At 71.0% G+C, this 23284-nt stretch carries 21 protein-coding genes; 9 read left to right on the top strand and 12 right to left on the bottom strand.

What is annotated here, in order from left to right:
* Positions 1-127 precede the first annotated feature (127 nt).
* The 5 genes from ABZ923_RS08900 to rfbD all read right to left on the bottom strand — a co-directional run bounded on the left by ABZ923_RS08900 (position 128) and on the right by rfbD (position 6672).
* Complete coding sequence (locus ABZ923_RS08900) at positions 128-634, bottom strand: hypothetical protein (protein ID WP_361468650.1); 507 nt, start codon at positions 632-634, stop codon at positions 128-130.
* On the bottom strand, positions 631-4890 hold the full coding sequence (locus tag ABZ923_RS08895; RefSeq protein ID WP_361468648.1) for a DUF6531 domain-containing protein: 4260 nt from the start codon (positions 4888-4890) through the stop codon (positions 631-633). The genes ABZ923_RS08900 and ABZ923_RS08895 overlap by 4 nt, the downstream gene beginning before the upstream one ends.
* A complete protein-coding gene (locus ABZ923_RS08890) occupies positions 4880-5245 on the bottom strand; it encodes a hypothetical protein (protein ID WP_361468645.1) in 366 nt (121 codons plus the stop codon). The genes ABZ923_RS08895 and ABZ923_RS08890 overlap by 11 nt, the downstream gene beginning before the upstream one ends.
* Positions 5246-5472: 227 nt before the next feature.
* Complete coding sequence (locus tag ABZ923_RS08885) at positions 5473-5655, bottom strand: hypothetical protein (protein ID WP_361468643.1); 183 nt, start codon at positions 5653-5655, stop codon at positions 5473-5475.
* Between the two features lie 117 nt (positions 5656-5772).
* Positions 5773-6672 (bottom strand): dTDP-4-dehydrorhamnose reductase, encoded by a 900-nt coding sequence (gene rfbD, locus ABZ923_RS08880; RefSeq protein WP_361468640.1) that lies wholly within the window; start codon positions 6670-6672, stop codon positions 5773-5775.
* Between the two features lie 249 nt (positions 6673-6921).
* Here rfbD and ABZ923_RS08875 point away from each other — a divergent pair, with 249 nt between their 5' ends.
* From ABZ923_RS08875 to ABZ923_RS08860, 4 genes are all read left to right on the top strand, one after another.
* Complete coding sequence (locus ABZ923_RS08875; protein WP_361468637.1) at positions 6922-7443, top strand: flavin reductase family protein; 522 nt, start codon at positions 6922-6924, stop codon at positions 7441-7443.
* A gap of 92 nt (positions 7444-7535) precedes the next feature.
* A complete protein-coding gene (locus ABZ923_RS08870; RefSeq protein ID WP_361468635.1) occupies positions 7536-8801 on the top strand; it encodes a beta-ketoacyl-[acyl-carrier-protein] synthase family protein in 1266 nt (421 codons plus the stop codon).
* Complete coding sequence (locus ABZ923_RS08865) at positions 8798-10003, top strand: ketosynthase chain-length factor (RefSeq protein ID WP_361468633.1); 1206 nt, start codon at positions 8798-8800, stop codon at positions 10001-10003. The genes ABZ923_RS08870 and ABZ923_RS08865 overlap by 4 nt, the downstream gene beginning before the upstream one ends.
* Positions 10004-10062: 59 nt before the next feature.
* Positions 10063-10323: an acyl carrier protein gene (locus ABZ923_RS08860; protein WP_361468631.1), complete on the top strand. Its 261-nt coding sequence runs from the start codon at positions 10063-10065 to the stop codon at positions 10321-10323.
* 85 nt (positions 10324-10408) lie between these two features.
* Here ABZ923_RS08860 and ABZ923_RS08855 read toward each other — a convergent pair whose 3' ends face one another.
* Positions 10409-11233, bottom strand: a complete 825-nt coding sequence (locus ABZ923_RS08855) for an AfsR/SARP family transcriptional regulator (RefSeq protein ID WP_361468628.1) — start codon at positions 11231-11233, stop codon at positions 10409-10411.
* 265 nt (positions 11234-11498) lie between these two features.
* Between ABZ923_RS08855 and ABZ923_RS08850 the strand changes: the two genes are divergently transcribed.
* Positions 11499-12650, top strand: a complete 1152-nt coding sequence (locus tag ABZ923_RS08850; RefSeq protein WP_361468625.1) for a glycosyltransferase — start codon at positions 11499-11501, stop codon at positions 12648-12650.
* A 143-nt stretch (positions 12651-12793) separates the two neighbouring features.
* Here the strand turns inward: ABZ923_RS08850 and ABZ923_RS08845 are convergent, their stop codons facing one another.
* Positions 12794-13789: a Gfo/Idh/MocA family oxidoreductase gene (locus ABZ923_RS08845; RefSeq protein WP_361468622.1), complete on the bottom strand. Its 996-nt coding sequence runs from the start codon at positions 13787-13789 to the stop codon at positions 12794-12796.
* A gap of 149 nt (positions 13790-13938) precedes the next feature.
* On the opposite strand from ABZ923_RS08845, the gene ABZ923_RS08840 reads away from it, so the two are divergent.
* Positions 13939-15108, top strand: a complete 1170-nt coding sequence (locus ABZ923_RS08840; protein ID WP_361468619.1) for a serine hydrolase domain-containing protein — start codon at positions 13939-13941, stop codon at positions 15106-15108.
* Between the two features lie 39 nt (positions 15109-15147).
* Here ABZ923_RS08840 and ABZ923_RS08835 read toward each other — a convergent pair whose 3' ends face one another.
* Complete coding sequence (locus ABZ923_RS08835; RefSeq protein WP_361468616.1) at positions 15148-16290, bottom strand: hydrolase; 1143 nt, start codon at positions 16288-16290, stop codon at positions 15148-15150.
* Between the two features lie 347 nt (positions 16291-16637).
* Between ABZ923_RS08835 and ABZ923_RS08830 the strand changes: the two genes are divergently transcribed.
* Both ABZ923_RS08830 and ABZ923_RS08825 read left to right on the top strand, forming a co-directional pair.
* Complete coding sequence (locus tag ABZ923_RS08830; protein WP_361468614.1) at positions 16638-17432, top strand: AfsR/SARP family transcriptional regulator; 795 nt, start codon at positions 16638-16640, stop codon at positions 17430-17432.
* 48 nt (positions 17433-17480) lie between these two features.
* The gene (locus ABZ923_RS08825) at positions 17481-18422 is read left to right on the top strand and encodes an MBL fold metallo-hydrolase (protein ID WP_361468612.1); all 942 of its coding nucleotides are present in this window, start codon (positions 17481-17483) and stop codon (positions 18420-18422) included.
* Between the two features lie 65 nt (positions 18423-18487).
* On the opposite strand, the gene ABZ923_RS08820 is transcribed toward ABZ923_RS08825, so the two are convergent.
* Positions 18488-19417, bottom strand: coding sequence for an NAD(P)-dependent oxidoreductase (locus ABZ923_RS08820; protein WP_361468609.1), 930 nt, complete (start codon positions 19415-19417; stop codon positions 18488-18490).
* The gene (locus tag ABZ923_RS08815) at positions 19414-20007 is read right to left on the bottom strand and encodes a dTDP-4-dehydrorhamnose 3,5-epimerase family protein (RefSeq protein ID WP_361468606.1); all 594 of its coding nucleotides are present in this window, start codon (positions 20005-20007) and stop codon (positions 19414-19416) included. The genes ABZ923_RS08820 and ABZ923_RS08815 overlap by 4 nt, the downstream gene beginning before the upstream one ends.
* A gap of 222 nt (positions 20008-20229) precedes the next feature.
* Here ABZ923_RS08815 and ABZ923_RS08810 point away from each other — a divergent pair, with 222 nt between their 5' ends.
* Entirely contained in the window at positions 20230-21495 is a 1266-nt protein-coding gene (locus ABZ923_RS08810) for an activator-dependent family glycosyltransferase (protein ID WP_361468603.1), read from the top strand.
* On the opposite strand, the gene ABZ923_RS08805 is transcribed toward ABZ923_RS08810, so the two are convergent.
* On the bottom strand, positions 21471-22220 hold the full coding sequence (locus ABZ923_RS08805; protein ID WP_361468601.1) for an FkbM family methyltransferase: 750 nt from the start codon (positions 22218-22220) through the stop codon (positions 21471-21473). The two genes, ABZ923_RS08810 and ABZ923_RS08805, sit on opposite strands and share 25 nt — an antisense overlap.
* A 76-nt stretch (positions 22221-22296) precedes the next feature.
* Positions 22297-23280, bottom strand: coding sequence for a twin-arginine translocation signal domain-containing protein (locus tag ABZ923_RS08800; RefSeq protein WP_361468599.1), 984 nt, complete (start codon positions 23278-23280; stop codon positions 22297-22299).
* Between the last annotated feature and the right edge of the window lie 4 nt (positions 23281-23284).

Raw genomic sequence — 23284 nt, 5'->3', positions numbered from 1 at the left:
GGTAGCTCTTCGCCGGCAGGTGATGACGTGGCTATCGGGATCGGAGTCAGCGATGTTTGGATAACCGGCCGACGTGCCGTTCGCGATCGTTCTCTAGTCGAAGGCCCGGATCCGGCGCCAGAGATCCCTATGTACTCGCCACCTGGAGCGGATCACATCTGGAGTGCCACGCGGGCAGTTCCCGTGCGATGTGCTCCTGACTCATAGCCGTGTAGTCAGGCGGAACATCGCTGATCCCGTCCACTTCCAGGACGTAGAATTCCGCCTGCGCACCCGCGACGTCGAGCTGAGCATCAGGGAAGAATCCGAATCGCGTGCGGAACGATCCGGGGGAGCGGGCTGGCAGTTGGGAGACCACGGTCATAGCCGCGAGAGGCACTTGCACGGCTGAAGAGCTCCAGCCGAAAGAGCTTACTCCACGCACGACAAGCAATGCAGCGTTACCGATATCGAATTGCAGCGAGGTGCGCAGGTCGAAGAGCAGCGCAACCGTACCGGTCAGCTGACACACGCGAGATTCGAGCAATTGGGATTCTTGGAGGGCGTCGGCCTCCCTCAGGGGATTCGGGTCGGCCGCTTCGGCAATAGCTGCGATCTCTGGCCTCGACGCAACGAGACTGTTCACTGTAATCATGGAATCGGAATGTGATTGTAAGGGTCAGCCTTGCTGACAGTCTGGCCGGTTAGAGGGTTTACTGACTGCCCTGCCTTGTTCATGTATACGACGTATCCATTGGGGTATTGGTATTTTCCTGTCGTCACCGGATCCATGACCCGGACTTGGGTAACCCGTGGATCCAGCCCCTTGGTCCCAGCTGGAATATCGTAAGCCCAGCCCTTACCTGTCGCGACGGGCGTACCGGCTGCCCCCTTAGGAAGGGGCAAAGTCTCCCCTGCGGGTCCCTTCACCGATGCTATGCCGCAGGGCGTCAGCCCGAGAGGATCCGCGGTCGACAGGGGCGATTCCACGTAAGCATGGTGGTTGGGTGCGGGTTCTAGGCCGAGAGGGTCGGGGCTGAGGTATCGGGCTGTCTCGGGGTCGTAGTACCGGAAGTAGTTGTAATGCAGGCCCGTTTCGGCATCGGCGTACTGACCGGGGAAGCGGAGCGGACACTCCACGGTTGTCTGGTCGTCATGGGGCGTTGCGGGAAACCGGGTTCCCCACAGCGTCGTGCGGTACTGCCACGCCAGATGCCCCTCAGTGGAGACGAGCTCGGCGGGAGTGCCTACGAGATCCGTGACAATCGCGTGGAAGCGCGCAGAGCGATCCTCATGGGTCTCCTCGGCGAGCTGGGCCAGGAATGACGTCCCTGGAGTGCGCGAGTGTGACCAGTGATCGGTCTGAGTGAGTGGACGGTGCGTTCCTGGGGTGTGGGTCCAGGTGGTGACGTGCCCATCACTTCCAGTCTGCTCAGCGAGCCGGGTGTCGTCCCAGCTGAAGTCAGTTGTCGAAGCCGCGCAGCTATCGGTGGCTTCACGGCTTTTGGAGATGCGGCGGCCAAGTGGGTCGTATGTATATTGCCAGCGCTCCCCGTCCGGAGTGGTTACTGCGGTGAGGCGATCTTCCGCATTCCAACTGTAGGACCAGGTTCGAGTCTGGCCGTTGAGTAGTTTGCGGGTCTTGCGGACCAGACGGCCCTGGGCATCGTGTTCGTACGTGGTGCGGCCCGTGGTACGCAGGAGCGTGCCTGTGAAGGAGCGTCCGCCGGGCTCGGGGTGGCCTGGAGCGGTCGTCTGCGTGAGGTTGCCCGTGGTGTCGTACGCATAGGTCTCGGACCATCCGAGGGCATGGACCGCTGTGGCCCGGCCGGCCGCATCGAGGTCGAAGCGACGTGTACCGAAGGTAAGTTCACGGATTTCGGAGACGTAGCCGTCGGTGCGGTAAACGTAGTTCCGGTGCTGGAGCAGCCCTTCTGGGGTCGAAACCGAAGTAGTGGCGCTCAGGGTTTGGGTGGTGAGGCGGTCTGTGCTGTCCCATCCCTGGGTGAGGACCGCGCCGTCGCCAATGCTGCGTTGTGTCTCGCGTCCGGCAGCGTCGTACGTGAAGGCCAGCGAACCGTGCTTCGAGTGGAGTCCGGCGAGGCGACCCGCCGCGTCGTACGTCCAGTCGGTGGCCAGGCCTGTGGGGGTGATGCGGCGGGTGCGCTGCCCAAGGGCGTCATACGAGTACACCATGGTGCGGCCATTGACGCGGTCCGACAGCAAGCGGCCCAACGCGTCGTACTCCAGCACGACATCGGCGACAGCATTGGTGGCGCGGCCCAGAGCTCCGCTGGGTGTGTAGGCGTATGTTGTGATGTCACCTGCATCGGTGCGCTGTTCGATGACGCGACCCAGGGAGTCCCGCACGTAGTGAAGGGACTCGTTTGCGCCGTTGGTGCGGGCGGTGAGGCGACCTGCCGCATCGTGTGTGTAGGTGATCGTGCGGCCATTGAAGTCGGTCTCTGCGGTGAGGCGACCGGCGACGTCGTAGGTGTAGCTCCACTGCAGGCCTTGGGGATTGGTGACGGCCGTGAGACGCAGTTCGGTGTCGTAGGCGAATTCGTAATGGGCGCCGTCCGGATCGGTGCGTGTCGCGGGCACGTCGAACAGGCCATGAGTGTGTCGAGTGATGTTTCCCGCTGGGTCGGTGTGAGTGAGGAGATTGCCCTCGCCGTCCCAGGTCCACACCTCCCGTGTACGGTCGGGGAACTCACGCCAGGCAGGCTTCCCCTCGATGGTCCAACCTGTCCGCGTTACACGGCCGAGCGGGTCGGTGACTTCGGAGATACGCCCGAAGAGGTCACGGCGCATCACGGTGGTGTGGCCGAGTTCGTCGGTGACCGATACGGGGAGCCCCGCGAGGTTCGGGATCACGGTACGGGTGTGGCCGAGTGCGTTCGTGATGGCCGTCGGGCGACCCGCCTCGTCGTACGCGTACCGTGTCTCGGCTCCTAGCGGATCGACCGTCGTCAGCCGGTTGCCCCGCTCGTCGTACGTGTGTCGCCAGACCGTACCGCCCGGCTCGACCACCTCGGTCGGCAGGCCAAGCGCGTTGTACTGCGCCTGGGCTTGTGTGCCGTCGGGGAGAGCTACGCCGGTGAGGTTGCCGGCGTCGTCGTAGGTGTACCGGGTGGTGTGGCCCAGCGGATCGGTCACCGCGAGCGGATGGGCGCCGTACTCGTCCCACTCCGTGCGGGTGACGTGCCCGAGCTGGTCCGTCTCCTCCACCACCAGGCCCTCGGTGTTGTACCGGTGGAGCGAGGTGTGGCCTTGGGAGTCGGTGTACGTCGTGGTGCGGGTGGCGTCGTCGTAGGTGAGGGTCCCGGAGAGGATGCCGTCGACGCCCTCGGTGCGGACGACGCGGCCGCGGTCGTCGTAGACGTAGGAGAACCAGGTGCCGTTGCGGTCGGTCCAGCGGGTGATGCGGCCTTCGGTGTCGTAGGTGAAGCGCAGGGGTTTGTCGCTGGAGTTGATGACCTCGGTGAGGTTGCCGGCGGTGTCGTAGCCGTAGCGCATGACGACCGTGCCCTCGTCGGGCGTGGTGGACGGACGGTAGCGCGAGGGGGGTTCGTCCAGGAGGCGCAGGGCGGTGATACGGGGGCCCTGGGTGTCGACGGCGACGTAGTAGCCGCCGGAGTGGCGGATGCCGAAGGGGATGCCGTCGTCGTCGCGTTCGACGTCGATGCGGTTGCCGTTGCGGTCGGACCAGGAGTCCAGGGCCAGGTGGAAGACGCCGAAGGAGGGAGAGGGGACGGGGGCGGCGAAGGTGCGCGTCACGCCGGTCGCGGGGTCGGTGACCGTCATCGCGCCGTCCGGTTTGCCGTCCCACTCCAGCGGCCAGCGCGGGCCCTTCACCGGCATCGCGGGGACGCCCGGCTGCGGCACCGGGTAGACCAGGCGCATGCCGTCGGCCGCGGCGAAGACGACGCCCTCGCCGTCGATCTGGAGGCACTCGTCCAGGGTGGAGATCCAGGTCGGGCCGAAGCAGACGCCTCCCCGGTAGGAGGACAGGTGGGTACGCGTGAACTCCAGGGGCAGGCTGCCCGGCAGGGACAGGTCCGTCTGCGTCATCAGCATGGCGCCGGTCGCCACGTCGATCGGCTCGCCCACACAGGGGGTGCGTTCGGCGTTGCGGGCCGCCGGGCCCAGTTCCACCAGGTCGGGGCGGAGGGAGGGCGGGCGCAGCAGCAGCGGGGTGGTGTCGGCGAGGCCGCCTTCCATGCTCGCCTTGAGCAGTCCGCCGCCCGCGCCGAGCGCGCCGCCGAAGATCATGCCGTCCTTGGCGGCCTGGTTGACCTCGTCCAGGCTGAAGCCGTCCTGCAGCCCGGTCGCGATCTTCAGCGGCTGGGCCACGGCGAGGTCGACGGCGACCGACTCGACCCCGCCGAACGCAGCGGCGACCAGCGTGCCCGCGGCGATCTCGGCGACGGTCGTGGAGACCGCGATGCCCATGGCGGCGCCGAACTCGATGACCGCGTCCGCCGCCGCGACGGCCGCCCCGGAGGCCAGACCCGCGGTGAAGAAGGCCAGCGCCACCCCGCCCGCGATCACGGCCGCGTCGATACCGATCTGCGTCCACAGCTTGTTGATCGCGTCGTCGATGGCGTCGGCGAACTTCTCCAGGGCCTTGGCCATCTCCCGCGAGGACTTCGCCAGATCGCTCAGCCAGCCGCCGTCCTGGTCCTTGGCATAACGGCCCCAGAACTTCTCGAACGCCTCGATCGACTCACCGGTGTTGTTGTGGATGATCGAGGACGCACTGCGGTGCACGGGAGCGCGGACGTCGTCCACCGAGTCGGCGAAGGCATGCCAGGCCTTCGCCGCGTCCCGCAGCTTGCCGGAGTCCGCCTCGGGCCACCACAGACCCAGCTTCAGAAGGATGTGGCGGGCCTTGTCCTCAACGCTCACCGGCACCGTCGCTCTGCTTGTCGGTCTTCACTTGCGTGAACATCCCGGCGATGAGCTTGTCGTTGTCCACGTGCCCGTCGGAGAGGTCCACCATGGCCTCGTGAATGCTCGTCAGACCGAGCACCAGGATGCCCGCCGCGCTCTCGATCTTCTTCTGCTGCGGCTTGTAGGCGCTGCCGAACTTGTCGCCCTGCTCGTCGTGGCCCCAGGGCTCACCCAGGCCGTCCAGAGTCTGGATGAGCGTGGTCAGCGCCTTGCTCAGATCGATGGCCCCCTGATGGAAGGCCGGAGCCGCCGCCTTGATGTCGGCGGTCTTGATGTCCAGGACCTTACCGGGCACCTTGCCGTCGCCCACCGATGAACCCCCGTTCGCAGTCGCGGCATCCGACCATAGGGCACACGGGTAAAGGAAGTGTCATGTCGACCCTGCGCGTGATGGTGCCCGCCGAGTGTTCGAGCTGAACCGGGCCAACGTGACGGCCCCGGCGTTCAGTCTCTTCGACACGGCGGCGGGACTTCGAGAGCCGCGACGGCAAGCTGATGACACTCCCTGACGAGTTCCCCCCCAGAGGACGGGGTGGTTCAGTGGCTGCACTGGCCGGAGGCCACCAGTTCGGGGGCTGGGTTGTTTCCTTCGTAGACGGCGACGGACCAACGGACGTAGGGCCAGGTCTTGTTGTGGTGGTACTCGGTGGTCAGCCTCGGGCAGAGGGTTGTGGAGACGGCGTCCTGGAAGTTGGCTCGCTGGGCTCGGCCGATGAGCACTCCGTAGGTGTCCCGCGCCCAGACGTACGCGGCCTTCTCGACCGGGTCGAAGCCGACGTCGATGCCGTCGCCTGCGGCGAAGGGCTCCAGGCCTGCCCAAGGACCGGGTTCCCTGCGTCAGGGTGATGTCCGCGGTGGAACCAGGGTCCTGAAGGCCGGGCGGCGCAGGGCCTCGGAGAGGGACTGTTGCCAGTCGGGCAGGGGGGACAGGCCGGCCGTGGGCCAGTTGTCGTGGGCCAGGACGCTGTACGTGGGGCGGCGGGTCGGGGACGGGAAGGCCGAGGAGGGGATCGGGCGGATGCGGGCCGGGTCCAGGCCGGTCAGGCGGTAGGTCTCCTGGGCCAGGCCGAACCAGCTGGTGCTGCCGCCGGCGGTGCCGTGGTACACGCCGGCCGGGGCCCGGCCGGTGTGGGCGGCTCGGCCGAGTTCCGCCAGTGTGCGGGCCAGGGCGTACGACCAGGTGGGCTGACCGCGCTGGTCGTCGACCACGTCCACGGTGTCCCGCCGGGCGGCGAGCCGGAGCATGGTGGCCACGAAGTTGGGGCCGTGCTCGCCGTACAGCCAGGCCGTGCGGACCGTGTAGCCGTGCTCCGGCAGCAGCTCGGCGACGGCCTGCTCGCCGGCCAGCTTGGAGCGGCCGTAGGCGTTGACCGGACCGGTCGGTGCGGATTCCGGGTACGGGTCGGTGGCGTCTCCCGGCAGGACGTAGTCGGTGGAGACGTGGAGCAGCCGGGTCCCCGTTCCGGCGCAGGCGGCGGCGAGGTGGCGGACGCCGGTGCCGTTGACCGCGGTGGCCCTGTCCTCGGCCGTCTCGGCGCCGTCCACGTCCGTCCAGGCCGCGCAGTTCACCACGACGTCGTGTCCGCGGACCGCCCGGCGCACGGCGTCCGGGTCCGTGATGTCGAGATCGGCCCGGGTGGCCGCGGTGACGTCCTCGCCGGAACGCCCCAGCACCGAGCACAGGTCCCGGCCGAGCATCCCGCCGGCGCCCGTGACCAGCCAACGTATGTCCCTCATGGGGCCACACTCCGGCACGCGGCTCGAGCCGGGTTCGAATCCCGCTCGACGTGCCCCGTTCCGCCCCGCCGGAATCTCCTTCCGCCCGCCAGCCACCACACCCCGTCACCACACCCCCCTCAAAACCCCCTCGAATCCCGCTCGACGCCCGGCGGAAATGCCGGTTCGAGTGGGATTCAAGCAATGAGTGAGATGCCGTTGAAACGGTGTCGGTGAAGGCCATTTCCATGGGGGGTGAACCAGAATTCAATGACGATCACCGAGTGTGCCGAGGACGGCTCGGCGGCACTGCGCGACTGCCTGGCGCACTGGCCGAGCGGTGTCGCCGTGGTGACCACCGTGGACGGCGACGGAGTGCGGCGGGGATTCACCGCGACGGCCTTTTCGTCGCTGTCGGCGCGTCCGCCGCTGGTGCTGGTGTGCCTCGACCGGAGTGCCGACTGCCACCCCGCGTTCGACCGCGCCGAGGCGATGGCCGTGCACCTGCTCCGCGACGACCAGGCAGGACTGGCCGAGCGGTTCGCCACCAAGGGGGTGGACAAGTACGCGGGTCTGGTGTCCACGCCGGGGCTGGACCGGGTGCCGCTCCTGGACGGCGTGCTCGCCCGCATGGAATGCGAGCTGGTCGACCGGCTCGACGGCGGCGACCACGTGATCCTGGTGGGGCTGGTCCGGCGCTCCGAGGTGTTTTCCGGGCAGCCACTGGTCTACTGCGGTCGCGCCTTTCGTTCTCTGCCTGCCGAGGAAAGCGCCGGGAAAAGTCCGGTGTGACCCGTGGCGCTTTCCGTCCGAGGCCAGAAGTCGAGCTGTTCTCAAGCGACAGCCGCGAGCATTCCTCCCAACTTCCAGGAAGGAACTGTCATATGTCCAGACGCGTCGTGATCACCGGAATGGGGGTCCGCGCACCGGGGGCGTCCGGAACCGAGGAGTTCTGGGACCTGCTGAGCGCGGGTCGCACCGCGACCCGCCGGATCAGCTTCTTCGACCCCTCGCCCTACCGGTCCCAGGTGGCCGGCGAGTGCGACTTCGACCCGGTCGCCGAGGGGTTGAGCGCCAGAGAGATCCGTCGCATGGACCGGTCCGCGCAGTTCGCCGCCGTGTGCGCCGGCGACGCGATCGCGGACAGCGGCCTGGAGGTGGAGCGTCTGGATCCGTACCGGGTCGGTGTCAGCCTGGGCAGCGCGGTGGCCGCCTCCACCAGCCTGGACGTCGAGTACCAGGTGCTCTCCGACGCGGGGCGGCACTGGGCGGTGAGCCCCGAGTACCTGTCCCCGCACATGTTCGACTACCTCACCCCGGGGATCATGCCGGCCGAACTGGCCTGGCGGATCGGGGCCGAGGGCCCGGTGACGATGGTGTCCAACGGCTGCACGTCCGGGCTCGACGCGATCGGCAACGCCGTGCAGGTGATCCGGGAGGGCACGGCGGACATCATGCTGGCGGGTGCCACCGACACCCCGGTCACCCCGATCGTCGTCGCCTGTTTCGACGCGATCAAGGCCACGACCACGTACAACGACGACCCCGCGCACGCGTCGCGGCCCTTCGACGCCTCCCGCAACGGGTTCGTGCTGGCCGAGGGCTCGGCCATGTTCGTGCTGGAGACCCTCGACCACGCCCTGGAGCGGGGAGCGCACATCTACGCCGAGGTGAGCGGCTACGCCACCCGCGGTAACGCGTACCACATGACGGGCCTGAAGAAGGACGGCCGGGAGATGGCCGAGGCGATAGGCGCCGCGCTGGCCGAGGCGGGCAAGAACGCCGAGGACCTCGACTACGTCAACGCGCACGGCTCGGGCACCAAGCAGAACGACTGGCACGAGACCGCCGCGCTGAAGCGCAGCCTCGGGCACCACGCGTACGAGGTGCCGGTCAGCTCGATCAAGTCGATGGTCGGTCACTCGCTGGGCGCGATCGGCTCCATCGAACTCGCCGCCTGTCTGCTGGCGATGAAGAACGGTGCCGTACCGCCGACCGCCAACCTGCACGAGGCCGACCCGCAGTGCGACCTCGACTACGTGCCGGTCACCGCGCGGGAGAAGACGGTGGACACCGTGCTGAGCGTGGGCAGCGGCTTCGGTGGATTCCAGAGCGCAGTCGTGCTGAACCGGCCGGGAGGGACCCGATGACCACCGCTGTCGTGACGGGACTCGGTGTGGTGGCCCCCAACGGGGTCGGCACCGAGGACTACTGGAAGGCCACGCTGGACGGCCGCGACGGGATCGCGGAGATCACCCGGTTCGACGCCACGCCGTACGCGGCCCGGCGCGCGGGCGAGGTGCTGGACTTCGACTCCGAGGAACACATCTCGGCGCGGCTGCTGCCGCAGACCGACATCTCCACGCGGTACGCGCTGGCCGCCGCCGACTGGGCGCTCGCCGACGCCGCGGTGCAGCCGTCGGAGCTGGTCGACTACGACATGTCCGTGGTGACCTCCAACGCCCTGGGCGGGTTCGAGTTCACCCACCGGGAGCTGGCGAAGCTGTGGTCCAAGGGGCCGGAGCACGTGAGCGTCTACGAGTCGTTCGCCTGGTTCTACGCGGTCAACACCGGCCAGATCTCGATCCGGCACGGCATGCGCGGCCCCAACAAGGCGCTGGTCGCCGAGCAGGCGGGCGGTCTGGACGCGATCGGCCACGCCCGGCGGGCCGTCCGCCAGGGCACGGGCCTGGTCGTCACCGGCGGTGTGGACTCCGCCCTCGACCCGTGGGGCTGGGCCTCCCAGCTCTCCGGCGGCCGGGTGAGTGCCACCTCCTACCGGCCCTTCGACGTGCGGGCCGACGGCTACATCCCGGGTGAGGGCGGTGCCCTGCTGGTCATGGAGGACCTGGCGGCGGCCCGTCGCCGGGGCGCCGGCCAGGTGTACGGCGCGATCACCGGGTACGCCGCCACGTTCGACCCGGCTCCCGGTTCGCCGCGTCCGCCGGCGCTGCGCCGGGCGATCGAGCTGGCGCTGCGGGACGCCGGTCTGTCCGCCGGCGAGGTGGACGTGGTGTTCGCCGACGCGGCCGGTGTCGGCGAGCTGGACCGGCAGGAGGCGGAGGCGATCTGCGCCGTCTTCGGGCCGTCCGGCGTTCCGGTGACCGCCCCCAAGGCGCTGACCGGCCGCCTCTACTCCGGCGGCGGACCGCTGGACGTGGTCACCGCGCTGCTGTCCATCCGCGACGGCGTGATCCCGGCGACCGCCCACGTCGGCGAGGTGCCCGCCGGCTACCGGCTGGACCTGGTCCGCGGCGAGCCGCGCTACCGGCCCGTGTCCCACGCCCTCGTGCTCGCCCGCGGCAAGTGGGGCTTCAACACGGCGATCGTCGTCAGCGCCCTGGGCGACTGAGCGACCTGGCACCCCTGCGACTTCGACGACTTCGACGACTTCGGAAACGAGGAAACACCATGAGCAAGCCCATCACGGCGGACGAACTGCGCGACGTCCTGGTCCGGTGCGCCGGCATCGACGACGCGGGCCGGCCGGACCGGGAGATCCTGGACCTGACCTTCGAGGAGCTGGGCTACGACTCGCTGGCCCTGATGGAGACCGCGGCCGTCCTGCAGCGCGAGTTCGGCATCGAGATCCCCGACGACGAGCTGTTCGCCACCGACACCCCGCGGGCGCTGCTCGACCGGGCCAACAGCGCGGTCGCGAACGCCGGCTGACGGCCGTACGCACGACGGCCGAGGCCGGCAGCCCCCGGTGTGTCCGGGGTCTGCCGGCCTCGGCCGAGCGGTGTCCAGCGGTACGTCAGCGTGCCAGGCCGGCGTACCCGGCGTCCGGCGTGAGGCCGAAGTCGCCCAGGCAGAGGGCGGAGGCGTTCTCCAGCACCTCCTGGTGCAGTCTCTGCAGCCGGTACGAGGGCTCGACCCCCAGTTCCCGCACCAGGCCGTCCCGCAGGTCCCGGAAGGCGGCCAGCGCCCGCCAGGTGGCCCCGGAGCGGTGCAGGGCGACCATGAGCATGGCGCACAGGTTCTCGTGGAACGGGTTCTGGGCGACGAGCGTCTGCAACTCGGGCACGAGCGTGGCGTGCCTGCCCAGCATGAGGTCGGCGACGATGCGGCGTTCGAGCACCCGCATCCGGCTCTCCTCCAGGCCGATGATCTCGGAGTGGAGCACCTGTCCGGCCGGTACGTCCATCAGGGCGGGGCCGCGCCACAGGGCCAGCGCGCGGCCGAGCAGGCGGGAGGCGCCGGCGGCGTCACCCGTTGCCAGCGCGGCGTCACCCTCGACCGAGAGCCGTTCGAACTCGCGAAGATCCGAGTAGGTCGGGTCGGCCATCAGCTGGTAGCCGTTGAAGTGGGTGACGATTAAGTCCTTGGCGTCCCGGCGGGAGTCCGTGTCCAGCGACAGGGTGATGAGCCGCCGCAGCTGGAGGATGTATGTCTGCAATGTGCAAGCGCTGCTGCGCGGGATGTCGGTGCCCCAGACCTCGTCGACGAGGGTCGGGACCGGAGTGATCCGGCCGCAGCGGACGGCGAGCAGCGCCAGCAGCTGCCTGGGCTTTCTCGCGGTGGGGACGATCGAGGTGCCGTTGATGGTCACGGTCATGGGCCCGAGCAGGCCGAGCTCCATGGTTTTGATGCGGTGATTTGCGGTAGGTACGACTGCGCAGTGGTGCCTGATGGTTCTCTACCCCCGTAGTACTTCCGCGGCTATCCGCGCACAAATTGTTGTAATGCGCACATATCTGCGGGTCTTTTGATCATAGGCTGGCGCGCTCGGACGTGTCCACCAGCAAAGATCCGGGCGTGCTCGATCGCGGATACACCGTTGTTCAGGCGCCTTCGCGCAGGCTGTGCCGGACCGCATGGACAAGGACGGAAGGAGCCACTCCGGCATGGCACGTTCGTTGAGGATGCTCTTCGTGGCCGCCGGCAGCCCGGCCACGGTGTTCGCGCTCGCCCCGCTCGCGACGGCCGCGCGCAACGCCGGCCACGACGTGGTGGTGGCGGCCACCGAGGACATGGTGCCGGTGGTCCTGGAGGCAGGGCTGCCGGGGTTGCCTGCCACGCGCCGGAGCATGCGCGCGTACATGTTCGAGACCCGGGACGGCACCCCGCTCGAACTGCCCGCCGACACCGCGACCCGGCTGCGCTTCGGCGGCCACGGGTTCGGGCGGCTGGCGGCCGGCAGCCTGCCGGCCCTGCGCGCACTCAGCCGGGACTGGCGTCCGGACGTCGTCGTCGGCGGCACCCTCTCCTTCGCCGCCGCGCTGCTCGCCGTGGAGCTGGGCGTGCCCTACGTCCGTCACGCCTGGGACATGGGCGAGCCGGTGGAGATGGATCACGGCGCCGCGGAGGAACTCGCTCCGGAGCTGGCCCGGCTCGGTCTGACCCGCCTGCCCGATCCACAGCTGTGGATCCACATCTGCCCGCCGAGCGTGCTCGCACCGGACGCGCCGGCCGGCGCGGTGATGCGCTTCGTGCCCACGGGGCGGCAGCGCCGGCTCGAGCCGTGGATGTACACCGCCACCGACCGGCCCCGGATCTGTGTCACGGCAGGCAGCCGGGTCAGCGGTGAGCAGGACGTCGACCACCTGGAACGGCTGGTGGCCGAGGTGGCGCGGACCGACGCCCGGGCGGAGGTGGTCATCGCCGCGCCGGACGAGGTCGCGGCGGCCCTGACCGCCCGGCGGCCCGAGGTGCGGGCGGGCTGGCTGCCGCTGGCCACCGTGCTGCGCACCTGCCGTGCGCTGGTGCACGCGGGCGGCGGCCAGACGGCCCTCACGGCGATGCAGGCGGGGGTGCCGCAGCTGGTGGTGCCCAACATGCCGAAGCTGGAACCGCATTCGCAGCGGCTGTCCGCGTTCGGCGCGGCCGTCACCCTGCTGCCCGGACAGGACACTCCCGAAGCCGTCGCCGCCGCCTGCCACCGGCTGGTGTCCCAGCCGTCGTACACCGAACGCTCCCGCGAGCTGGCCACGGAGATGACCGCACTTCCCGGACCGGCCGAAGTGCTCCGCTCGGTCGAGGAGTTGGCGGCCCCCTGAGCCTCGCCGGCGGGACGGGCCGGACGGCGGTGAGCAGGGCGGCCCGGGACAGGCAGCCCTCCGGCCCGCACCGCCGCGACCAACACGCGGAGCCGGCCGAAGTGCTCCCTTCCGGCCAGGAGCTGGTGGCCCTCTGAGCCTCGTCAGCGGGATGGGACGGCCGTCTGGCGGATGGTGGCGAGGAGGTCGGCCTGGGCCAGGGAGTCGGCCGGTGACAGGTGGCCGGTGCGTACCGCCGCGACGAACGCGTCGAGGGTGTTGGCTACCTGGTCGTCCGGCGGCAGCGTGTGCGTCCGGATGCCGTCCCGGGTCTCGACGACGATCTGCGGGGCGTGGTCCGCGGGCGGGGTGAAGGCGCGGTCGACGAGGATGCGGCCGGTGCTGCCCGACAGCTCGTACCGGGACCGGTAGGCGTCCTCCATGCCGAAGGTCAGGTGCGCGACGACCCCGTCGGGCGACCGCAGCAGCGCGGCACCGGCGGTGTCGACCCGGCGGCCGGGACCGCGTTCGAGGACGGCGCCCCGGACCTCCAGCGGCCCCGGCAGCAGGTGCACGGCCGCGCGGACCGGGTAGACCCCGACGTCGAAGAGGCTGCCGCCGCCGAGTTCGGGCTGGTGGCGGATGTCGTCGTCGGGCAGTCGCGGGATCGTGAACGTCACGTGCAGCGCGCGCAGTTCGCCGATCGCGCCGTCCGCCACCAGTCGGCGGACCACCTCGTGCCGGCCGTGGTGGACGAACATGACGTTCTCCATCAGCACCAGGCCCCGGGCGCGGGCCTGGTCGAGCAGCTCGCGGGTGCAGGCCGGATCCGTGGTGAGCGGCTTCTCGGCGAGCACGTGTTTGCCCGCCGCCAGCGCCGCCTCGACCCAGCGGGCGTGCAGCGCGGCGGGCAGCGGGACGTACACGGCCTGGACGGTGTCGTCCGCCAGCAGGGTGTCGTACCCGACGACCGGCCGGCAGCCGAAGAGGCCGGCCGTCTCGGCCGCCTTGGCGGCATCCCGGCTGGCGACCGCCGCGACCTCGATGAGCGGATGCGCCCGCATGGCGGGCAGCATGCGGCGCCGCGCGATCTCGGCGCAGCCCATGACTCCGACTCTCAGCACCTGGCGTTCTCCGTGGTTGGGGGCTGGGGTGACCATGCCACCCTCGCGGTACGGCCTCGACGCCCGCTCGAAGGACGGCGGAAGCCGGTCCCGCCCGAGCGCCGCGTTGCCGAGAGTCGAGCGAACCACGAGCGCGGGCAGCGACTGTCGTAGGCGATCAGGCGTGGATACGGAGGTGGGACACGATGAGCGGGTCTCCGCGAGGTGGCTGGGCGGCGGACGGCTTCGCCGGGGTCGCCGAGGCGTTCGAGGCGAACTTCGCCGCGGGTGCGGAGGTGGGCGCCGGGGTGTGCGTCTATCACCGGGGCGAGCCGGTGGTCGATCTGTGGGGCGGGTTCGCGGACGGGGACCGGGTGGATCCCTGGCGTCCCGACACGCTGGGGGTGCTGGCCTCGCCGACCAAGGCGCTGGTCGCCGTGGCGGCGTTGCGGCTGGTGGAGCAGGGGCTGCTCGACCTCGACACCCCGATCGCCCGGTACTGGCCGGAGTTCGCGGCACACGGCAAGGCGGGGATCACCCTGCGGATGGTGCTCGCCCACCGCTCCGGTGTGGTGTGCCTGGACCACGCGCCGATCACCAACGAGGCCATGCGCACCCATCTGCCGATCGCCGAGGCGCTCGCCGGCGCCCGGCCGGAGTGGGAGCCGGACACCGCGCACGGGTACCACGGGATCACCTTCGGCTACCTGGTCAGCGAGCTGCTGCGGCGGCGCACCGGGCACACGGTCGGCAGGTACTTCGCCGAGGAGATCGCCGGGCCGCTGGGCCTCGACTGCCACATCGGGGTGCCGGACGCCGGGTCCGTCCACCTGGCGACCATGTTCACCTCCAAGGCCGAGGCGCTCTTCGCCGGCGAGGACCGCGAGCTGGCCGCCTTCCTCGACCCGAGCACGCTGACCTACCGGGCGATGATGGGCAGCCTGGCCCTGGACGTGACGGCGCTCGACCCGGCCTGGGAGGACCCCTCCTACGGCGGCCGGGCGAGCGCGCGGTCGCTGGCCCGTTTCATGGCCGCGCTGATCGGCGAGGTCGACGGAACGCGCCTGCTGGGCCCGGAGCTGCTCGCCGAGATGACGCGCATGCACTCCAAGGGCCACTGCCTGGTGACACAGACCGACTGCAACTGGGGTCTGGGCGTGCAGCTGCCCGACCACGCGGTCTTCCCGGCGTCGGCCGGACTGACCACCGCCTTCGGTCTGAGCGCCGCCAACGGCTCCTACCTGTTCGCCGACCCCGAGCACGACCTGGCCTTCGGCTACATGCAGAACGCCGGCTCGCCGGTGATGGGCACGCTGGACGACCGGCCCCGCCGGCTCATCGAGGCCGTCTACCGGAGCGTCGGGACGATGCGGTAGCCGCGGGGGCCGGCGCCGCCCGCCGCCGGCAGCGGCCCGTCAGCCGTCGAGCCCCAGGGCGCTGACGGCGTACGACGCCGCGGCCGGCCCCGGCTGCAGCACCACGTGGCCCGCGGCGGAGTTGGCGTCGCGCCAGAGCCGCTGCAAGGGGTGGTGCACGCTGTGTCCCGCGGTGCCCGAGGCCCGGAACAGCTGGTTGACCGCGCTCACCAGGAGGTCCGCGGCGAGCGCGGAGTCCCGCTGGTTGCGGGCCCGCTCCAGGGGGGTGGCCCGCGCGCCCAGGTCGGCGACGCGGGCGGCCCGTTCCAGCAGCGCGCGGGCCGCGTCGATCGTGCCGGAGGTGCGGGCGAGGGTCTCCTCGTAGAACCCGCGGGACGGCCCGGGCCGGCGCGGGGACCACGAGCGGATCTTCTCCGCCGCGTACGCCGACCACAGGCCGAGCGCGCCCTCGGCGGCACCGAGGATGGGCAGGGCGAAGAAGAGCCCGTTCACCGCCGTCAGGGGAACGTGGTGGCAGCCGGGTGCGGAGGGGCCGGCGGCGCCTTCGAGGAGGCTGCCGAGCGGGAAGCTCAGCGCGGCGGGCACGAAGACGTCCTCGGCGATGAGCGTGTCGCTGCCGGTGGCCCGCATCCCGACGTCCGACCAGGTCCGCTCCAGCCGGTAGTCGGCGCGCGGGAGGGCGAACAGCCGCGGCTCGCTCTGCGCACCGGACCCCGCGACACCGCACACCAGCGCCCAGTCGGAGTGGGCGGCGGCACTGATGTACTGCCACGTGCCGGTCAGCAGCCAGCCGTCCTGGTGGGCGTGGGCCCGGCCGACCGGGGAGACCCCGCCGACGATCAGGGTGTCGGGCCCGTCCTGCCACACCCGCTTGCGGCCCTCCTCGGGCAGGTAGCCGGCCATCCTGGCCATGCTGGCCGCCAGGGACGCGCACCACGCCGTCGCCGGGCACTTCGCGCCGATCACGGCGACGGCGGCGGCGAACTCCGCGAAGGTGCCCGCCGTACCGCCGTGCTCCGGTGCCACGAAGTGGCGGGCGAATCCGGCCGAGGTGATCGCGCGCACCACCTCGGGACCGAGTTGCCATTCCTCTTCGGCTCGTCCGGCGTGGCGGGCCGCGAGCGCAGCGATGTCGTGTGCGGCCCGTTCCATCCCCGCTTCGGGTGAAATACGTTCGGGCATCTTTGGCCTCCTGGGCTCGGCTTGAGCGCCGATGCTGCACCCGGCTGTTCGCAGCGAACTAGAACTCCGCTTGAGCTGGTGGTGCCCGGCGGCTCCGGCACGCCGTTCAAGTGAGCCTCAAGGTGCCTTTCAGAGGCTGAACAACGGTGACGTCGAGGAGACCACAAAGCGGTCCGGCCGGGAACGGGGTGCGCCAGACCTGCGCAACCCGGCCGGTGCTCGAAGGCTCCTGCGAAACAGCCATGGAAATCTGTCCGCTGCCCCCACGCAGCGGCCGTCCCAGGGGGATCGAAATCATTCAGGACGTAGTGGCGCCCAGGCCGGTAGAGGCGCTCGATGAGCAGACGATGGAAATCAGCGTGCTGGGCCCGGTCGGTGTCCGCATCGGCGGCCGGTCCGTGGTCCCGACGGCCGGCAAGCCCAAGCAGGTGCTCACCCTGCTCGCGCTGCGGTGCGGGCGCGTGGTGCCGGTGTCGACGCTGATGCAGGAGATCTGGGGCGACAAGGTGCCGCGCAGCGGGACCACGACGCTCCAGACGTACATCCTGCAGCTGCGCAAGCTCATCGCCAGATCGCTCCCGGCCTCTTCCCCGCTCAACGCGAAGGACCTGCTGGTCACCCACTTCAACGGCTACCAGCTCGCGATCGCACCGGGCGGCTTCGACCTGCGCGAGTTCGAACGGCTCACCGCCGAGGGCGACGCCATGCTCGCGGCCGGCGACGCGGAGACCTCCTCGCGCCTGCTCGGCCGCGCGCTCCAGCTGTGGAACGGGCCGGCCCTGATGGACGTACCGGCCGGGCAGGTGCTGGAGATGGAGGCGATGGGCATGGAGGAGGCCCGGATGCGCGCCCAGGAGCTGCGCATCCTCGCCGACCTGCACCTGGGCAGGCACGCCATGCTCATTCCCGAGCTGCGGATGCTCGTCGCCCAGTCCCCGATGCACGAGAACTTCTGCGCCATGCTGATGATCGCCCTGCAGCGCTCGGGCGCGCCGTGGCGGGCCCTGCAGGTCTTCCGGACCCTCCGGCAGACCCTGATCGGCGAGCTCGGCGTCGAACCCTCCAACCGGCTGCAACGACTGCACCAAGCGGTGCTGTCGAACGTCCCGGAACTGCCGCTCGCCGCATACGACCTGGTCTGACCGTCCGGCCGCCATGGCCGGGAACCCTGTTACGTCTAGGAGGCTTTCGTGTCCCCAGCAGCCAATGAGCCCGCAGCCAATGAGCCCGTCCTGCAGGAAGTGGCCGACGGTGTCTTCGCCTACGTCCAGCCGGAGGGCGGCTGGTGCGTCAACAACGCGGGCGTCATCGCGTCCGGCGGATCCGTCGCGCTGATCGACACCGCCGCGACCCGGGCGCGCGCCGAGCGCCTGCGCCGCGCGGTGCTCGCGGACGGCCGTCCGGCGCCGTTCGCCCTGGTCAACACGCATTCGCACGGTGACCACACCTTCGGGAACTCGCTCTTCCCGGAGGCCACCGTCATCGCCCACGTCAACGCCCGCGACGAGATGGACCGGGCCGGGCTGCACCTGACCGAGCTGTGGCCGGACGTGGCCTGGGGCGGAATCGAGGTGCGGCTGCCCTCGGTCACCTACCGGGACCGGCTGACGCTGCACGTCGGTGAACTGACCGCGGAGCTGATGCACTTCGGGCTCGCGCACACCGCCAACGACACCGTCGTCTGGATACCCGAGCGCAAGGTGCTCTTCACGGGCGACATCGTCATGTCCGGCTTCACTCCGTTCGTGCCGCTCGGCTCGGTCTCCGGCTCGCTGAAGGTGATCGAGCAGCTGCGCGGCCTGGGCGCCACGACCGTGGTGACCGGGCACGGGCCGGTGGGCGGACCCGAACTCCTCGACGTCACCGAGGACTACCTGCGCTGGGTGCGGCAGCTGGCCGTGGACGGCATCGCCGCGGGCCGGGCACCGCTCGCCGTGGCGCGCGAGGCCGACCTCGGCCGGTTCGCGGCCCTCGGCGAGCCGGAGCGGCTGGTGGCCAACCTGCACCGCGCCTACGCCGAGCAGCTCGCCCCGGAGGCGGAACTCGACTTCGACGTGCTGCTCAAGGAGATGGGTGTGATCTTCGGCGAGATGATGGACTACCACGGCGGTCCGCTGACCTGCTGCGCCTGAGCCGTACGCCCCGGGGGCGGGGCCTCGTCCACCCGGCGAGGGCCCGCCCCCGGCCGGTCCGGCCGTCAGGCGCCGAGGCTGTCCCACAGGGCCGCCATGGACGCGCCCACGGTGAACCGGGGCCGCCAGTCCAGCGCGGAGCCGGCCAGGGCGATGTCGGCCCGGGTCCAGTCGCCGCCGTGGCTGTGCACCGCGCCGCCGGTCTCCCGGACGGTGTCCGCGGGCAGGCCGGCGGCCCGCAGCAGCTCCCGCACGAGGAAGCGGACCGAGACGGCGGTCCCGCTGCCGATGTTCAGCAGGCGCGGCACCCCGGGCCGGACCGCCGCGCGCACGATCGCCTCCGCCGCGTCCCGTACGTCGACGTAGTCCCGGCGGGCGTCGGAGATCGTCAGCTCGATCCCGTCGGACGGGTCGGTGCCCCGCAGCCGGCGGGCGAGCGACCCCAGGAAGGTCTCGGCCGCGGGGTGCGGTCCGAGGGTGTTGGCCAGCCGGACCACCACACCGTCGATGCCGTCGGGCCCGCTCGCGTCGAGCACCGTCCGGGAGGCGGCGAGCTTCACGCGCGCGTAGCGGCTCTCCGGCGCCGGGGACAGCTCCTCGTGGATCGGGCTGCCCTCGGGCACCGGGCCGTACTCGTGCAGCGTGCCGACGTGCACCAGGCGCGGACGGCCGGGCAGCCGGCGCAGCGCGTCGACGACGTGCTCGACGGGCCGGACGTTGAGCCGGTGCATCTCCTCGTCGGTGGCACCCCACCCGGTGACGGCGTTGACCACCGTGCCGACGCCCTCGCGGGCCAGAACCGCGGCCAGCGCGGCACCGTCGGCGGCCACCAGGTCGAGCGGCACGAACCGGTACGGCGCCACGTGCGGCGCCGGCCTGCGGGCGACCACGACCACCTCGTGGCCCTGCTCCGCGAAGGCGGCGCAGACCTGCCGGCCCACCGAGCCGGTGCCGCCGAGCACCGCGACGCGGGTGCGCCCGGGCGCGCCGGTCACGCCGGCACCCGCCCGTCGACGCAGTCCTCGTACGCGGGCAGCAGCCCCCGCTCCAGTGCCTCCTGCAGGCTCATCGCGGCACGGTCCCGGTCGGAGACGACGAAGTCGAGGCCCTCGGGCCAGGGAAGCGCGAGGGTGGGGTCGAACGGGTCTATCGCCTGCTCCAGCTCGGGCACGTAGCTGGTCGACATCAGGTACGACATCATCGTGTCGTCCTCCAGCGCCAGGAAGGTGTGGCCGACGCCGACGGGCAGGTAGACCGCGCGGAAGGACTCGGCGTCCAGCTCGACGCAGTCCCACGCGCCGAACGTGGGCGAGCCGACGCGGATGTCCACGACGAAGTCGAGGGCCCGTCCGTGGGCGCAGTGGACGTACTTCGCCTGCCCGGGCGGGGCCGTGGTGAAGTGGATACCGCGCAGCACGCCGCGGGACGAGCGGCTGATGTTGCTCTGGGCCACCTGGAATTCATGACCGACGTGGGACTGGAAGAGGGGCCCCTGCATCGGCGAGACGAACACCCCACGCCGGTCGGGAAAGAGTTCCGGCGTGAATTCGTAACTTCCCGGAACCGCGAGTTCGCGCACATGCATGACGCAATCCTTGGCTGTTGGCCGAATGATGGTGGGAGACTGCGTGACGATGCTGCCAGAGAATCGTCGGCGCGCGGTAGCGGTAAAGACCGGCCGGTGACGGCGCTCAAGTCATCCGCAATTGGTTTTCGAGCGGTTTCTCTCCGGCAGTCCAGTCGATTTCCAGAAGGGGTGGGCAGGTTATTCCTCCCGAACTGTGTCGGGCGAGAGGAAATTGAATCCATGCGTGTTCTGTTCTGCGCTTTCCCTGCGACGGCTCATGTGCACCCCCTGGTCCCGCTGGCCTGGGCGTTGCAGAACGCCGGGCACGAGGTGCGCGTCGCGATCCATCCCGGTGCGGCCCATCTGGTGACCGAGGCCGGTCTCGCCCCGGTGCCGGTCGGCGCGGCGCTGACCGAGGTCATGGAGTGGAACGACAACTTCGAGAAGCTCGACTCGCTCACCGACTTCCTGTCGGTGGACGCCGCCCACGACGACGGCTGGGAGCGCAAGTGGGCCGGCATGACCAGGATGCTGGCCGGGTTCACGCCGATGCTCGACGACCTCGTGGACTTCTGCCGGAACTGGCAGCCCGACCTGGTGCTGTGGGACCCGTTCTGCGTGCCGGCCGCCGTCGCCGCCACGCTGACCGGCGCCGCGCAGGCCCGGTTCCTCTGGGGCCAGGACAACATCGGCTGGCTGAACGCGCGGTCGCGCGAGCGGCTGGCCCAGCGCAACGCCGGCCCGGAGGAGGACCCGGTCACCGCGCTGATGCGCCCCATGCTGGAGCGGTACGGCCTCGCCTACCGCGAGGAACTGCTGCTCGGCCAGTGGTCCGTCGACCCGGTGCCCGCGCCGCTCCGGCTGCCGGTCGACCTCTCGTACGAGCCGGTCCGGCGGGTCCCCTACAACGGCAACCGGACCCCTCCCGCCTGGGTGCACGAGCGGCCCGAGCGGCCCCGGGTGTGCCTGTCGCTCGGCATGGGAGGCCGTGGCCGGCAGCTGTTCCGGGAGTCCGGGCTCTCCTTCGCCGACATGGTCGCCGCCCTGTCCGAGCTGGACATCGAGCTGGTCGCCACGCTGCACGCCGAGCAGCTGGCGACCGTGCAGGAGGTGCCGGACAACGTCCGGCTGGTGGAGTACGTACCGCTGAACTACCTGCTGCCCAGCTGCTCGGCGCTGATCCACCACGGCGGCGGCGGAACCTTCGCGGCGGCCGGGGCGCACCGGGTGCCGCAGCTGGTCACCCCCCTGTCGATGTGGGGCGAGGCCCGCACCGCGCGGTACGTCGCCGACAGCGGCGCAGGGCTCATGCTGGAGCCGGGCGAGCTGACCGCGGGGTCGCTGTGCGCGCAGGTGCAGCGGCTCGTCACGGAGCCCTCGTTCCGTGCCGGGGCCGATCAGCTGCACTCGCTGATCCGGTCCATGCCCGGCCCGGACGAGGTGGTGCGCAGGCTGGAGGCGCTGACGGCCCAGCACCGTCCTCAGCGTCGGGCGGTGACGTTGTAGATGCCGAGCTCGGGCCACATGTAGGGAGCGGGTGTGCTGCGCACGTCCAGCCCGCGCTCCCGCAGGATCCGTTCCACGGTCTCCCGCTGCTCGCCCACCTCGACCACCAGGGCGCCGATCCGGGACCAGTCCTCCTCGGCGATGCCGTGGAGGACCTCCGGCTCCGCTCCCTCGACGTCGATCTTGACCAGGTCGACCGGGCCGTCCGGGGCGGTCCGGCGGAGGACCCCGGACAGGGTCTCCACCTCGACGGTGAGGCGCGCGGTCGCGAAGAGCTCCGCCGCCTTGTCCGCACCCAGGTGACGTGCCATCAACTCGCGCTGTGGGCCGAGCTGTTCCGGGCGCAGGGTGGAGTTCCCCGCCAGTCGCGGGAGGTGGGTGAGTTCCGCGGCGGCGGCCGGCCGGGCGCCCAGGCAGGACTGCCGTACCACGACGTCCTCCGTGACACCGTGCAGTGCCAGGTTGCGCCGCAGCAGCCGGACGTTGCCGGGCACCGGCTCGAAGGCGATCACCCGGGCCCGCGGACGGCTCCGCTTGACCAGGAGGGTGAACAGCCCGATGCCCGCGCCGGCGTCGACCACGACGGGCGTCCGCGGCAGGTGGTCGAGGCGGTAGGTGTCGTCCTCGAAGAGTTCCCGGTAGCCGAAGCGGGCGGTGGCCTCGTCCTCGGCGTGGCAGGAGAAGCCCTCGGCCAGTTCGATCAGTCGGGTGCCCTCGTCGGGCATGCGGTCCCCTTTCCCGGGAGAGAGTCGCGGTGCGGCCGGGAGGAGGAGCCCGGCCGGGGCCGGGCTCCGTCCTGGACTACGCGTGCCGTGGCAGGGCCACCGCGGTGTACGCCGTGGTCGGCGTCGGCGGCAGCGGGAAGCGCGAGTTCGTCAGGTACAGCCGGTCGCCGTAGGGCGCGACGGCGCTCGGCGAGTCGAAGCGCGGGTCGGTGACCCGGCGGACCAGGGAGCCCCTGGTGCCGTCCGGGGCGAGCCGGATCACCGCGAGGTCGGTCTGCGAGGGCGCGTACAGCGTGCGGCCGTCGACGCAGATGCCGTTGGTGGTCGGGAACTTCGCGCCCTCGACGGCGACCCGGCGGGCGTCACCGGTCCGCGGGTCGACCCGGAACAGGGTGCCGCCGTCGACGTCCTGGTTGACGACCAGCAGGGACCGCCCGTCCGGGGAGCCGGCGATGCCCGCCCCGGTGATCTGCCACTGGGCGTCGCTCTGCCGCCACTCCCCCGTCAGCGGCAGGGTGACGATGCCGTCCCGCCCGGGCAGCGTGCCGCCGGGGCCGAAGGGCACCCCGAACAGGACGCCGTTGAGCCCGTCGGTGAACCAGGCGGCTTCCCGCGTGACCGTCGCCAGGTTCACGCAGGCGTTCGCGGCGCCGAGGCCCTCGTACGTCGTGAGCACCTCGCCGGTCCGGCCGTCCATGACGGTGATGGTCCGGCCCCAGCCGCCCCCGATGAACAGCCGTCCGCAGTGGTCCAGCGCGAGACCGATGGCGTTGTGCCCCGATCCGAGCCCCTCGTTGATGAACTCGCCCTCACCGGTGGACAGGTCGACCCGGTAGATCGCGGCGGTGAGCAGCGAACCGAAGTAGGCGAAGGGCAGTCTGCCGATCGCCAGGCCGTCCGGATGGAGCCCGTCGGGCAGCCGCAGGGTGGTCGGCCAGGGCTTGCGCCCCGCTGGTTCGCCCGCCCAGGTCGGGCTCGCCGCGGCGCCGACCACCGCCGCGCCGCCCACCGCCGCCCCCAGGCCGAGGAATCCCCGACGGGTCAGCACCTTGTTCCGCATGCCG

Source organism: Streptomyces sp. NPDC046881 (genome assembly GCF_040645015.1).
Taxonomy (GTDB): Bacteria; Actinomycetota; Actinomycetes; order Streptomycetales; family Streptomycetaceae; genus Streptomyces.
Note: the sequence above shows the minus strand (reverse complement) of the source record. Positions and strands in the feature narration are given on the sequence as shown.